The organism is Phytobacter cepae, assembly GCF_054165735.1.
In genome coordinates this window covers 2,596,144-2,608,381 of the sequence record NZ_CM135107.1, presented here as the reverse complement: position 1 = coordinate 2,608,381, position 12,238 = coordinate 2,596,144, and the positions used below count along the sequence as shown (strand labels likewise).

General features: G+C 56.3%; 12 protein-coding genes. 5 read left to right on the top strand and 7 right to left on the bottom strand.

Annotation, left to right across the window (positions count from 1 at the left end):
- Positions 1 to 2: 2 nt before the first annotated feature.
- From ACUY4Q_RS12075 to ACUY4Q_RS12055, 5 genes are all read right to left on the bottom strand, one after another.
- A complete protein-coding gene (locus ACUY4Q_RS12075) occupies positions 3 to 473 on the bottom strand; it encodes a NanQ anomerase/TabA/YiaL family protein (RefSeq protein ID WP_458043011.1) in 471 nt (156 codons plus the stop codon).
- A 3-nt stretch (positions 474 to 476) separates the two neighbouring features.
- Positions 477 to 1,634, bottom strand: a complete 1,158-nt coding sequence (locus ACUY4Q_RS12070) for a sialidase family protein (RefSeq protein WP_458043010.1) — start codon at positions 1,632 to 1,634, stop codon at positions 477 to 479.
- Between the two features lies 1 nt (position 1,635).
- Positions 1,636 to 3,048 (bottom strand): sodium:solute symporter family protein, encoded by a 1,413-nt coding sequence (locus ACUY4Q_RS12065; RefSeq protein WP_458043009.1) that lies wholly within the window; start codon positions 3,046 to 3,048, stop codon positions 1,636 to 1,638.
- Positions 3,049 to 3,125: 77 nt separating this feature from the next.
- On the bottom strand, positions 3,126 to 4,010 hold the full coding sequence (locus tag ACUY4Q_RS12060; RefSeq protein WP_458043008.1) for a dihydrodipicolinate synthase family protein: 885 nt from the start codon (positions 4,008 to 4,010) through the stop codon (positions 3,126 to 3,128).
- 17 nt (positions 4,011 to 4,027) lie between these two features.
- A complete protein-coding gene (locus ACUY4Q_RS12055; RefSeq protein WP_458043007.1) occupies positions 4,028 to 5,170 on the bottom strand; it encodes an iron-containing alcohol dehydrogenase in 1,143 nt (380 codons plus the stop codon).
- A 174-nt stretch (positions 5,171 to 5,344) separates the two neighbouring features.
- Between ACUY4Q_RS12055 and dtnK the strand changes: the two genes are divergently transcribed.
- Genes dtnK through ACUY4Q_RS12040 form a run of 3 tightly spaced genes read left to right on the top strand, consistent with a single transcriptional unit; the run spans position 5,345 to position 8,322 of the window.
- Positions 5,345 to 6,580, top strand: a complete 1,236-nt coding sequence (dtnK, locus tag ACUY4Q_RS12050) for a D-threonate kinase (RefSeq protein ID WP_458043006.1) — start codon at positions 5,345 to 5,347, stop codon at positions 6,578 to 6,580.
- Complete coding sequence (locus tag ACUY4Q_RS12045; protein WP_458043005.1) at positions 6,573 to 7,559, top strand: D-threonate 4-phosphate dehydrogenase; 987 nt, start codon at positions 6,573 to 6,575, stop codon at positions 7,557 to 7,559. The genes dtnK and ACUY4Q_RS12045 overlap by 8 nt, the downstream gene beginning before the upstream one ends.
- A 1-nt stretch (position 7,560) precedes the next feature.
- Complete coding sequence (locus ACUY4Q_RS12040) at positions 7,561 to 8,322, top strand: DeoR/GlpR family DNA-binding transcription regulator (protein WP_458043004.1); 762 nt, start codon at positions 7,561 to 7,563, stop codon at positions 8,320 to 8,322.
- Positions 8,323 to 8,334: 12 nt separating this feature from the next.
- On the opposite strand, the gene ACUY4Q_RS12035 is transcribed toward ACUY4Q_RS12040, so the two are convergent.
- Positions 8,335 to 9,279, bottom strand: a complete 945-nt coding sequence (locus ACUY4Q_RS12035; protein WP_458043003.1) for an L-lactate dehydrogenase — start codon at positions 9,277 to 9,279, stop codon at positions 8,335 to 8,337.
- A gap of 148 nt (positions 9,280 to 9,427) precedes the next feature.
- Here ACUY4Q_RS12035 and ACUY4Q_RS12030 point away from each other — a divergent pair, with 148 nt between their 5' ends.
- Positions 9,428 to 9,910: a GNAT family N-acetyltransferase gene (locus tag ACUY4Q_RS12030; protein WP_458043002.1), complete on the top strand. Its 483-nt coding sequence runs from the start codon at positions 9,428 to 9,430 to the stop codon at positions 9,908 to 9,910.
- Here ACUY4Q_RS12030 and ptrR read toward each other — a convergent pair.
- Positions 9,864 to 10,742 (bottom strand): putrescine utilization regulator PtrR, encoded by an 879-nt coding sequence (gene ptrR / locus ACUY4Q_RS12025; RefSeq protein WP_458043001.1) that lies wholly within the window; start codon positions 10,740 to 10,742, stop codon positions 9,864 to 9,866. The genes ACUY4Q_RS12030 and ptrR overlap by 47 nt on opposite strands.
- Positions 10,743 to 10,842: 100 nt before the next feature.
- Here ptrR and sad point away from each other — a divergent pair, with 100 nt between their 5' ends.
- Entirely contained in the window at positions 10,843 to 12,231 is a 1,389-nt protein-coding gene (sad, locus tag ACUY4Q_RS12020) for a succinate-semialdehyde dehydrogenase (RefSeq protein ID WP_458043000.1), read from the top strand.
- Positions 12,232 to 12,238 lie beyond the last annotated feature (7 nt).

Sequence of the window (12,238 nt, the reverse complement as noted above, 5' to 3'; positions counted from 1 at the left end):
CTCTACACCTCCAGTAACGTGCGTGGGACTTTGAACACTGCTTTACGCACAACTAATGGCTCGACGGCGGCACACAACGCCTGATGTGGCTCGCCTGGTAAAAAAACCGCAAAGTCACCCGCCTGCAACAGGATGTTGACCGGCAGTTGCGCCGTGGTGGTGATAAACAGATCCGGCTTACGCTCTTCGTCCGTTATCAGTGGCTCGAACTGTGAACCGGCATAGATAATCTCTTCCCCTTCCAGCATGACCTGAATATCTGCCCATTGGTGGTGATACTCGGTATGGCGCTGTTCGCGATACTGCGTACTGGCCGGACCCACAGTGCAGAACCACGGCGCGCCCGGTAACTGAAAGCGTCCGTCGTCCCGCGCCTGCAATGCTGCCAGATCACACTCTGGCAGGTCGAGAATGGCACGTAACGCGCGGGGTAACCCTGCCAGCGGCAGGGCGTTGAGGTGTCCCAGAATCATCGGTTACTCCTTTACCCACTCAGGTGAGACGCGCACGTATTTGATCGCCTGGCGGAAGTAAGTGTAAGCAATGTGCAGCGTGCCGTCGGCGCTCTGCTTAATGCTTGGATAAGAGAACTCACGGTTGAGTTTTTCCTGCGAGTTGTTGGTCATGCAGTAGCCATCGCCTTCATCAAGGTGACGCTGCCACGGCCAGCTTTTGCCGCCATCCGGGGAGATCGCCACGGTCATTGGCGCTCTTGGTGCCCCCCAGAAGGCGCTGGGGCCACTGGTAACGTCCGGCTCTTTACGCCCGTCGCCGTCGTCAATTTCGTCGTACAACGACGCACGGCGTTCCCGCGCACCGGCTGCGCTCATAAAGTTGAAGACCAGCGCCAGATTGCCGTCCGCCAGGGTCGTTACCTGAATAGACGAGTTGTTATTGGGCAGGGTAGTCGGCTCTGGCACCGACCAGCTTTCACCGCCATCGGTGGACTGGCTGTAATAAATGTTGTCGGCCCAGCGACTGCGGAACAGGGCCACCAGGTTGCCATCCCTGAGCGCGGTGATGTTCATATGCACACAGCCCAGGCTCTCCGGCACCTCCACATCACGCCAGGTTTTCCCCTTATCTGAGGAGATTTTCACCGCGCTGATGTCATCATTGCCGACCCATTTCTCACCCGGTTGGGTGCGGCAGTAAAAGACCGGTAGCAGCCAGTTGCCGTTTTCCAGCACGGTGACCGGCTGGCGAATAAAGGTGCCGGGTTTGTCCAGCAGGGTGGCAATTTCGCCCCAGCTCTGGCCCAGATCCTGAGACTGGCGAAAACGCACAATCGCTGTATCCTGGTTGCCGGACAGCTGCGCGGTCCACATCAGCCACAACACGTTATCCGGAGCGAGGAACAACACCGGATTTTGCTCAGAACGGGTTGGATCGTCAGACAACTTCACGGCGTCGCTCCAGCGGTCACTGCCCGGCGTGAGGCGCGAACCCCACACCGAAATATCCGCCACGCCTTCCTGCGTACCGCCAAACCAGACGCACATCAGCGAGCCATCAGGCAGCGGCAGAATGTTGGCCGCATGGTTTTGCGGGCAGGGTGACGGCAGCATGGCACTCAGTACCTGAGCATCCTCCTGCTGACGAATGACACCATCACGATTAACGGTAACGGACATATTAAACTCCACTATTTTGAACGGATGTTGGCGCTTTTGCGGTCTCTTTATGGGGGATCAGGCGGTCAAGCATCATGATCACCGCAGGCGTAATCAGCGCGATATACATATTGTTAATACCAAACGGGTCACCCAACAGGTACCAGACGGAGGTCACCACACAGGCACCAATCAGACCGGCATTCGCACCGCGGGTGCTTTTAAAGAACGGCGCGTAGAAAGCGATAACGGCGACAACGGTAATGGACAGGCGAATCGCACGCGTAAAGAAGGAGAGCTTCAGCACTTCCGGTACCAGCAGCACGAAAATCAGCGGCAGGAAACCAATGAACAGTGACAACCAACGCGTTGCCTTGAACTCTTGCTCCGGCGTTGGGTTACGGTAAGGGACGTAGAAATCTTTGACTACCAGCGAGGCGATAGCCAGCGCAACGGTACTAACGCTCACGAAAATAGAGGCAACAAGTGACGTTGTCACAAGTCCGGCAATCCAGGGATTCATGTCCTGCAGGAAAATAGGCATGGCGTACAGGCTGTTGATTTCCGGGTGCAGGTATTTGGCTGCCACCCCAATCACTGCGATAGCCAGCGAAATCGGCAGGCAGAACCAGAAAGCGATCCAGGTTGAGCGCTTCGCCGTTTTCACATCTTTGGTTGAACAAATGGCCTGAATAACAAACTGGGTGCAGAAAATTGAACCAATCGTACCAATTAGCCACGCGAAGATGGTGCTCGGGCCGAAATTACCGTCCCAGGTCCAGTAGAAGTGCGGCATCTCTCTGATCATCGGGGTAAAACCGTCGGTTTTGTACAGGGCGAAGCCCATGATGACCAGAATACCGAAATATTTCAGCGCACTGTGCAGCAGGGTGACCCAGGCCACACCCTTCATACCGCCATACGCAAAATAGAACGTACTGACGATAGCAGTAATGAAGGCGGCAACCGGCAGGCTCACTTTCAGTACGGTGGCAATCGCCGCCGCACCACTGACGTAGTTGCCTACGTTAACCAGCAGCAGGGCGTAAATCATAATGATAGAGATGATATTTTTGGTGCTGTTGCCGTATTTCTCGGCAATCGCACCTGAAATGGTAATTTTCCCGGTGTTATAGATGCGCTTAACCAGCAACAGACCAAACAATGGGAAGCCAATTGCCGCACCCAGTACGGACCAGGACGCAGCAATTCCGCCTTCGAATGCGGCCTGCGCGGTACCAATGGTGGATTTTGCACCGATGTACTCAGACATTAATAAAATCCCCACCAGGAAGGCTGGCATGGCACGGGAGCCTTCCATAAAATCGCCGGAGTTTTTACTGCGTAAACGGAACGTAAGCCAGGTGGTAAAGACGATATAGGCAATCACTATACCGACGATGATTAGGGTATCTTGTGAAGTAAAAGTGTTCATCTTTGCCTCTCTTCAGGGCGTGTGAATTCTGGGCACCTGAGGTGCCCTATGTAAGGTAACGATTAAAAAAATGCGCCTTAGTGCAGGTACTGGGTCACTATCTGGCGAATTTGTTGTTGTTGTTCTTCGCTAAACGTGACGGCGTAACGGCTGGCACCAACGTCATAGCCCATGAGTTGCAAGGCTTTTTTGACGGCTGCGGGTGAGAACCCGACGCTGTACAGGTCGGTACGCAGGCCGGTGACATTGTCCTGCGCCAGGCGGGACCCCTCGATATCACCCGCTTTGAAGCGCGCCCAGATGGCGTTGATCTCCCTCGGCGCCACGTTGGCAAGACCCGAGATGCAGGCCGAGCAACCATCAACAAAGCCTTTATGAATTAACGAATCCGGCCCATTTAGCACATTGAAGTTGTCGATATCTTTCACGGCGTTCAGATAACCGCTCAGGCTTTCATAGCTGCCTGCGCTGTCCTTAATGCCGATGATGTTCGGGTGTGAGGCCAGGGTGCGAACGGTTTGGGGTTCAAGGGTGTTCCCGGTGCGGGCAGGAATGTTGTAGAGAAATACCGGTACGCTGAGGGCATCCGCAACGGCGGTATAATGGCTGATTAATTCGTTTTGTTTTAATGGCACAAAATAGGGGGTGATAACCGACACCGCATCGACACCCCGTTTTTCAATCTGTTTTCCCAGACGAATAGTTTCGCGTGTCGATATTTCACCAATGTGCGCAACGACGTTGGCGCGCCCCTGGACATGCTGCACGCAGGTTTCGGTAACGGCAATTTTCTCCTGCTCGTTCAGCACGAAGAATTCACCGTTAGTGCCGCCGCAGAAAATGCCGTTTCCGGCGTCGAGCTGGCGATCGACCTGTTGTTTTAGCGACGCAAGATGCAGTGCACCTTCCTCATCAAAAGGCGTGACGATCGCCGTCAACACGCCCTCAATTTTCTTGTTCATTACACGCTCTCCTTGAATCAATATTTAAACAGTGTCTGGTAAATCGCCTGCACGTCGCCATGGTTCACGGCGCAGGGCGCGTTATTCATTAAGCGTTTGACGTTCAGCGCGGCGTCGGCGAGAGACGGGATATCGGCGCGCGGCACGCCCAGGCTTTCCAGGTTGTCCGGAAGGTTGAGGCGCTTAACTAAATCGGCAAAGAACTGCACCAGCGCGTGGGATTTCTCTTCGTCATTCAGCGAGGTATCCGCACCGGGCACCAGGTCCCAGACCTGTGCAAACTTCGCCACCGCATGCGGGCGAACCACTTTCATGCACGGTGCCAGCAGGATGGCGTTGGCTACGCCATGCGGCAGGTGATATTTCCCGCCGAGCGGATAAGAGAGCGCGTGCACCAGATGCGTGCCCGCATGGGTAATCGCTGCGCCGCCGTAGTAAGAGGCCCACAGCATTTCCAGACGGGCCACCAGGTTATGGGGCTCATTTACCGCGGTTTCGATGTTGTGCAACAGCTTGCGCAGGCCGGTCAGGGCAACGTTGTCGCTTACCGGGTTGGCGATGGTGGCGGTGAAGCACTCAATCAGGTGGCACAGGGCATCAATGCCGGTGGAAGAAGCAATATGCGCAGGCATGCTGGTGGTCAGCTCCGGCAGCAATGCCACGTAATCCGGTAACAGTACCGGTGAGATGATGCCAATTTTGGTGTCCTGCTCGGGGATCGCCAGAATCGCGTTTGGCGTGGCCTCTGAACCGGTTCCGGCGGTCGCAGGGATCAGTAACGAGGCGATACGTGCCACGGGTTTTACGCCATCAAGCAGGGCGTCAAGGCCCGGTGACTGCGGGTGGTGCAGAACGGACAGCAGTTTGGTGACATCCAGCACGCTTCCGCCGCCTATTCCTACGATCAGATCAAAGGCGCTCGCCGGAGCAGTCGCCATAATCTTCGCCACGTCATGTTGGCTCGGCTCGGGTGGAACAGTGTCGATAATCTCTACATGACGACCCTCTGCGGCCAGCAGGGCGAGGATCTGCTGGGTCGCAGCAAGTTTAATGACATTGCTGTCGCTCACCAGTAAGAGGTTTTTTCTGCCTGTCAGCAACGGTGCCAGTGAGGGGATGGCACCCGCGCCGCTGATAAGCGTGCTGTTAATCGTAACCACAACGTTCTCCTATCTTTTTATGTGGTGATTGAAATCAATCATAAAAATTCAACCACGGTCACTGTATGGCCTAAATTTATAATTTATTCGCAAATTAAATAAGTTGATCTTGCTCACATATAATCAATCATGATTGAATATAATCATATCCAGTTGAGATAACCCGGAGTGGGGATGAACACACAAAACGCAGAACACAACATTGTGATGCTGGCCGATGACTTTACCGGCGCGAACGATGCAGGCGTGAGCCTGGCGCAGGCGGGGATAGGTGTCGAAGTGGTACTGGACGAAACCACCTTCAGTCATGCCCAGGCGCGCATCTTCAATACCGACAGCCGGGCGCTGCCCGCACACGTTGCCGCTGAACGGGTTGCGGTGCTGACGGAAAGGGTGTTGCGTCAAAACGCGCCTGACTGGCTGGTAAAGAAGATTGACTCCACGCTGCGGGGCAATCCAGGGGCTGAAGTGGCGGCGATGCAGCAGGTATTGGGTGCCGCGGCGGTCATTATTGCGCCTGCATTCCCGGCGGCGGGGCGCGTCACCCGTAGCGGGAAGTGCTATGTCAGTGGCGTACTGCTGACGGAAACCGAATTCGCCAGCGATCCCAAAACGCCTGTCACGCATGCCGACGTTGGGTCGCTGTTTACCGGACCGAGTATTAATGCGCAGCCGGGCGATTTACCACAGATTCTGGCGCGCGCGACAGTCGATGCGCCGGTTATGGTGGTGGTGGACGCACAAACCGACGCGGATCTTGATGCCATCGTCAGACACGCCAGCCAGGCTGCCAGGCGCCCTTTGCTGGTGGGTTCTGCGGGGATTTGTGATGCCTTATCGCGCCTGCTTGCCCCGGTAAACCAGCAAACGGTACTGGCGATGGTCGGCTCTATGAGTGAAATCGCGCAAAAACAGATTGCTGTAGCCGCTGCGCATCCGCGCTGCTTCCCCCTCTTTATTGATATCAACAATGCGTTTGCGTCTGAGCCGGTGGATTACCGGGCGGAGATTATTGCCGCGCTAAAGGCCGGAAAACACTGTCTGGTGCATACCTGCCCGGACGATCTGGCACGCCATCAGATAGCGGCCCTCTGTGAGCGCTGGGCTGTTTCACGGGCGGAGTGCGGCGAGCGTATTTGCGAATATTTGGGCCAGATTACCCGTGACGTGCTGGCTGAAGTGCAACCGGATGCGCTCTACCTGTCAGGTGGCGATGTTGCCATCGCGGTCGCGCGCGCGCTGGGGGCAAAAGGGTTTCGAATCCAGGGCCGCGTCGCCGGTTGCGTGCCGTGGGGATATTTTTCAGGTTGCGAATGGCAACGACCCGTGATGACCAAAGCAGGGGGCTTCGGCGACGAAACCACGCTGCTTAAGGTTTTGAATTTTATTGAGGAGAGATCGAGTGACTAATGTTATTGCCGTAACGATGGGCGACCCGGCAGGGATTGGCCCGGAGATTATTATTAAATCGCTGGTTGAAGGCGCACTTTCCGGGGCGCCGGTTGTGGTGATAGGTTGCGCACAAACCTTCAACCGCGTACTGGCACTGAACGTTACTCCTCATGCGGAACTGCGTATCATTAATAAGGTACAGGATGCGCATTTCGCACCGGGCGTAATTAACGTGCTGGACGAGCCGTTGGCGGAGCCGCAGGCGCTGGTGCCGGGTAAGGTCCAGGCGCAGGCCGGCGATCTGGCGTACCGCTGTGTTCGTCGCGCCACCGAACTGGCAATGGCGGGAGAAGTAAAAGCGATCGCCACCGCGCCGCTGAACAAAGAAGCGCTGCATCTGGGGGGGCACCACTACCCAGGCCACACCGAACTGCTGGCGAAGCTCACCCACATTAATGACTACGCCATGGTGCTTTATACTGACAAGCTCAAAGTGATTCACGTCACTACCCACATTGCGCTGCGTAAATTCCTCGACACGCTGAATCAGGATCGCATCAAGACGGTGATTGGCGTGGCCGACCGCTTCCTGAAGCGCGTCGGTTTTGAGAATCCGCGTATCGCCGTGGCCGGGGTGAACCCGCACGCCGGGGAAAACGGTCTGTTTGGTGACGAAGAGATAACCACCGTCGGGCCTGCCGTTGAGGCAATGAAGGCGCAGGGGCTGAATGTGACCGGGCCGTGCCCGCCGGATACCGTGTTTATGCAGTGCCATGAAGGCATGTATGACATGGTGGTAGCGATGTACCACGACCAGGGCCATATTCCGTTAAAATTGCTGGGCTTTTACGATGGGGTTAATATCACTGCGGGCCTGCCGTTTATCCGTACCTCTGCGGATCATGGTACCGCATTTGATATTGCCTGGGCCGGGAAAGCAAACCCGGAGAGTATGGCGGTATCCATCCAGTTAGCGATGCAAATTACGCGAGAATAATATGAAGGGATATAACCGGTTAGAGCAGATTATGGACTATCTCAAAGGGCATAATCTGGTCACTGTGGATCAACTGGTCAGCGCAACCAATGCGTCGCCTGCGACCATCCGTCGCGACCTGATTAAACTCGATCAGGAAGGGGTGATCAGCCGTTCTCACGGAGGCGTCACCCTTAACCGGTTTATTCCTTCTCAGCCGACGACGCTTGAAAAGATGCAGCGCAATCTGACGGAGAAACATGCCATCGCTACGGCGGCGGCCTCGCTGGTGAAAGCGGGTGACGCGATAGTCCTCGACGCAGGCACCACGATGATTGAGCTTGCGCGACAGCTCACCCATCTGCCGCTGCGGGTGATCACCAGTGATTTGCATATTGCGCTGTTCTTGTCGGAATTTAAGCAAATCGAAGTGACGATTATTGGCGGGCGAATTGACGATTCCAGTCAGTCCTGCGTCGGTGAACACGGACGGAGACTGTTACAGGGGATCTGGCCGGATTTAGCGTTTGTCAGCTGTAACGGCTGGGATATGGAAAAGGGCATTACCTCCCCAACCGAAGAGAAAGCGGCCCTGAAAAGGGCGCTTATCGACAACGCCCAGCGCCGTGTACTGCTGGCGGACAGCAGCAAATACGGGGCATGGTCACTGTTCAATGTCGCAAGACTGGACTCACTCACTGATATCATCACCGATGCCCAACTCGGCGATGATATTCGCCAGCAGCTTGCGCTCCTGCCGGGGCGATTAACCATCGCCAATTGAGCGTTCTGACGGCTACGGCAGTCGGGAGATATTCTCTTTAATCACTGACACGGAGTGGTCAAACTTCGCCACTTCGTCACCTTTCAGTTGTAGCTCGATAATCTGCTGCACACCGTTTTGCGCCAGCACTGCCGGTACGCCGATCGCCACATCGTGCACGCCATATTCACCATCCAGCACGCAGGAGATAGCCAGCGCCCGGTGGCTGCCGGTGAATATGTTGCGGCAAATCTCCGCTATCGTCCCGGCGATACCATATTCGGTACATCCTTTACGGGCATATATTTCAAAGCCATGTTTGCGCACGCTCTCTGCCAGCGCATCACAATCCAGCACTTGCCCGGTTTTACGCAGCCAGACGTCGGCAATCGGAGAGCCGTAAACCGAGGAGTGCGACCAGACCGGAAACTGGGTATCGCCGTGCTCACCCAGAATAAAGGCATCAATGCTCTGCGCGCCGATGTCCAGCGTTTGCGCCAGGGCGCGACGCAGGCGGGTGGTATCCAGCCAGACGCCGGTGCCGATCACCTGATTACGCGGCAGGCCGGAGAGCTTCCACACCTGCCAGGTAATGATGTCACAGGGGTTGGTGGCAATCAGGAATATGCCATTAAAGCCGTTTTCCATCATCGGCGGCACAATGTTTTTGACGATCCGCGCCGTGCTCTGCAACTCATCCAGACGCGTTTGTCCGGGCTTGAGGGGGCCACCGGAAACGGTAATGACCGCGATATCAACATCCGCGCAGTCGGTGACCTCGCGAGTGGAAAGGGTCATCATCCCCGGCATATACGCCGCAGCATCGGCGAGATCCTGCACATGCCCTTCCACACGGTCACGGTTCAGATCCACAAGGATTAACTCTTCAGCAATATTTTGATTGAGCAGGGCGTAGGCGGCAGACGCGCCGACATTGCCGGCGCCAATGATCATCACTTTGCGGGCTTTGGTATTCATTTCGGTTCCGTTGTCAGGAGTACGTTTGAGCGTAAAGTACCGCTCAGGGAACGCATTACGCAATCCAGGCAAGGAGATATAAGTTAATTGTATGGCCGACGGGGCAACCTTTTCGCGTAATTTAACAGGACATTAACAGGAGATTGCCATGTACACCGTGATACCCGCGACCCCTTCGCAGCCCGATATCCGCGCCCTGATTGCCAACCTCGATGCGTGGCAAAGCCAGCTCTATCCCGAGGAGAGTAATCATCTGCTGGATCTCAGCGACATACCCGAATCGACGCTCATTCTGTTCGCGATTCGCCACGAGAGCGGCGAGACCGTGGGCTGTGGTGCGGTGGTGCTGGACGGGCATGGCGCCGGGGAGATGAAACGGGTCTATATCGACGAACGCCATCGTGGGCAAAAACTGGGTGAACGACTGTTAGAGACGCTGGAAAAAGCGGCACTTGAACGGGGGTGCCATACGCTGCGTCTTGAAACTGGCATCAAACAACCGGCCGCGAAAACGCTCTATACGCGCTGCGGATACCAGCAACGCAGCGCGTTCGCCCCCTATGAAGACGATCCGTTAAGCATCTTTATGGAGAAAGGGCTGGTTGAGGATGTTCGTTCAGCAATTCTATAAAGGCATCGAGGTGGCGGGTTTTCGCGTCTCGTCGCCAGACCAGCCAGGTGGTTAACCAACGCCATTTTTCTGCCAGCGGCCAGGCCCCGACCTGATGATGACCGGGCATACTTTCCAGCATACTGCGCGGGATCAGCGCCAGCCCCGCCCCGGCAATCACACAGGCCAGCATGCCATGGTACGACTCCATTTCGTGAATTTTACCGGGTGTCGCCTGGTCGGCGCGAAACCAGCTTTCGAAATGGCGGCGATAAGAGCAGTTGGCACGAAACGCATAAATGCTTGCGCCGTTCACCTGCGAGGCGCGGCGGACAGGTTCATGCCCGTGGGGGGCGACAATCATCATCTCCTCCTGATAGACCGGAATACCTTCAAGACCGGGATGCATAATCGGCCCATCGACAAAGGCTGCGCTCAGGGTGCCGTCAAGCACGCCATCAATCATCTTGCCTGACGGACCGGTGGCCATATCAAACTGAATGCGCGGGTATCGCTGATTGTATTTCGCCAGCGTCGCCGGAATGCGCACCGCGGCGGTGCTTTCCAGCGAACCGAGGGAGAAAAGCCCTTGCGGTTCGTCTCCGGCCACCACCAGGCGAGCTTCATCCACCAGAGCCAGTATTTGCTGGCTATAGCGTAGAAAACTGTGGCCGGCCGGGGAAAGACGCAGGCGTTGATTTTCACGAATAAAGAGATCCACGCCCAGATCCGCTTCCAGTTGCCGAATGCGGGTAGTGAGGTTCGATGGCACCCGGTGCACCTTGTGTGCGGCCTGGGTAATACTGCCTGTCTGCGCCACGGCGTTAAACATTTCAAGCTGGGTCAGGTCCATTTCATTCTCTCATTGTGAATGGTTTACTTAATATTATTCACTTTTCAGAAAGAGTAAACCCGGCCAGGATAGTCGCAGTCCTGAACAAAGAGAGAACATCATGTCACTATCACCTGCTACCCATGCCTTTTCTGTTAACCCGGCGACCGGGGAAACCCTGGCCGCCAGACCCTGGGCCAGCCGCGAAGATGTTGATGCCGCGCTGGCCCTCGCCGCGAGCGGGTTCCGCCAGTGGCGTCTGCAGCCCGTCCAGGAGCGGGCTTCTCTGTTGCGTAATGTCGGCGCGGTGCTGCGTGCCCACGGTGAAGAAATGGCGCAACTGATCGCTCTCGAAATGGGTAAACCGATAGTCCAGGCCCGTGCTGAGGTAAGCAAGTCCGCCAACCTGTGTGACTGGTACGCCGACCACGGTCCGGCCATGTTAAGCAGTGAGCCCACGCGGGTAGAAAATCACCGCGCGACAATCGAATACCGTCCGCTGGGGCCGGTTCTGGCCGTGATGCCGTGGAACTTCCCGCTCTGGCAGGTGCTGCGCGGAGCGGTGCCCATCCTGCTGGCCGGGAATAGCTACCTGCTCAAACATGCGCCTAACGTGCTCGGTTGCGCGGAGCTGACGGGTAAAATTTTCGCTGAAGCTGGCGTTCCTGAAGGCGTGTTCAACTGGGTGAATGCCACTAACGACGGGGTGAGCCAGGCGATAAACGACTCACGCATCGCGGCGGTGACGGTCACCGGCAGCGTGCGTGCCGGTGCGGCCATTGGTGCTCAGGCCGGGGCAGCACTGAAAAAATGTGTACTGGAGCTGGGCGGTTCCGATCCCTTTATCGTACTGAATGATGCAGACATAGAACTGGCGGTCAAAGCGGCGGTCGCCGGGCGTTATCAAAACACCGGGCAGGTCTGTGCAGCTGCCAAACGCTTTATCGTCGAAGCGGGCATTGCCGATACCTTCACTGAGAAATTTATCGCCGCTGCCGCTGCGTTGAAGCAGGGTTCACCTCAAGAGGAGCAGAACGACCTTGGCCCGATGGCCCGCTTTGATCTGCGCGACGAACTGCACCAGCAGGTACTGGCAACGGTGCAAGAAGGGGCAACCCTGGCGCTCGGCGGTGAAAAATCGACCGGAGCAGGGAACTTCTACCCGGCGACGGTACTGACCCACGTTACCCCGCAGATGACTGCGTTTCGACAAGAGATGTTTGGCCCGGTGGCAGCCATTAGCGTGGCCCGTGATGCTGAACACGCGCTGACGCTCGCTAACGACAGTGAATTTGGCCTTTCCGCCACTGTCTTTACCGCCAACGCTGCGCTTGCGGATGCGTTCGCTTCGCGCCTTGAATGTGGCGGCGTGTTTATCAACGGCTATAGCGCCAGTGATGCCCGGGTAGCATTTGGTGGGGTGAAGAAAAGTGGCTTTGGTCGCGAACTGTCACACTTCGGTCTGCGTGAGTTCTGCAACGTGCAAACCGTCTGGAAAGACAGAGTCTGATCTTCTG

Bases quoted from the DNA above. Each gene is read 5' to 3' on its own strand.
- ACUY4Q_RS12075 (WP_458043011.1), bottom strand. From the start codon at position 473: ATGATTCTGGGACACCTCAACGCCCTGCCGCTGGCAGGGTTACCCCGC.
- ACUY4Q_RS12070 (WP_458043010.1), bottom strand. From the start codon at position 1,634: ATGTCCGTTACCGTTAATCGTGATGGTGTCATTCGTCAGCAGGAGGAT.
- ACUY4Q_RS12065 (WP_458043009.1), bottom strand. From the start codon at position 3,048: ATGAACACTTTTACTTCACAAGATACCCTAATCATCGTCGGTATAGTG.
- ACUY4Q_RS12060 (WP_458043008.1), bottom strand. From the start codon at position 4,010: ATGAACAAGAAAATTGAGGGCGTGTTGACGGCGATCGTCACGCCTTTT.
- dtnK (WP_458043006.1), top strand. From the start codon at position 5,345: ATGAACACACAAAACGCAGAACACAACATTGTGATGCTGGCCGATGAC.
- ACUY4Q_RS12040 (WP_458043004.1), top strand. From the start codon at position 7,561: ATGAAGGGATATAACCGGTTAGAGCAGATTATGGACTATCTCAAAGGG.
- ACUY4Q_RS12035 (WP_458043003.1), bottom strand. From the start codon at position 9,279: ATGAATACCAAAGCCCGCAAAGTGATGATCATTGGCGCCGGCAATGTC.
- ACUY4Q_RS12030 (WP_458043002.1), top strand. From the start codon at position 9,428: ATGTACACCGTGATACCCGCGACCCCTTCGCAGCCCGATATCCGCGCC.
- ptrR (WP_458043001.1), bottom strand. From the start codon at position 10,742: ATGGACCTGACCCAGCTTGAAATGTTTAACGCCGTGGCGCAGACAGGC.
- sad (WP_458043000.1), top strand. From the start codon at position 10,843: ATGTCACTATCACCTGCTACCCATGCCTTTTCTGTTAACCCGGCGACC.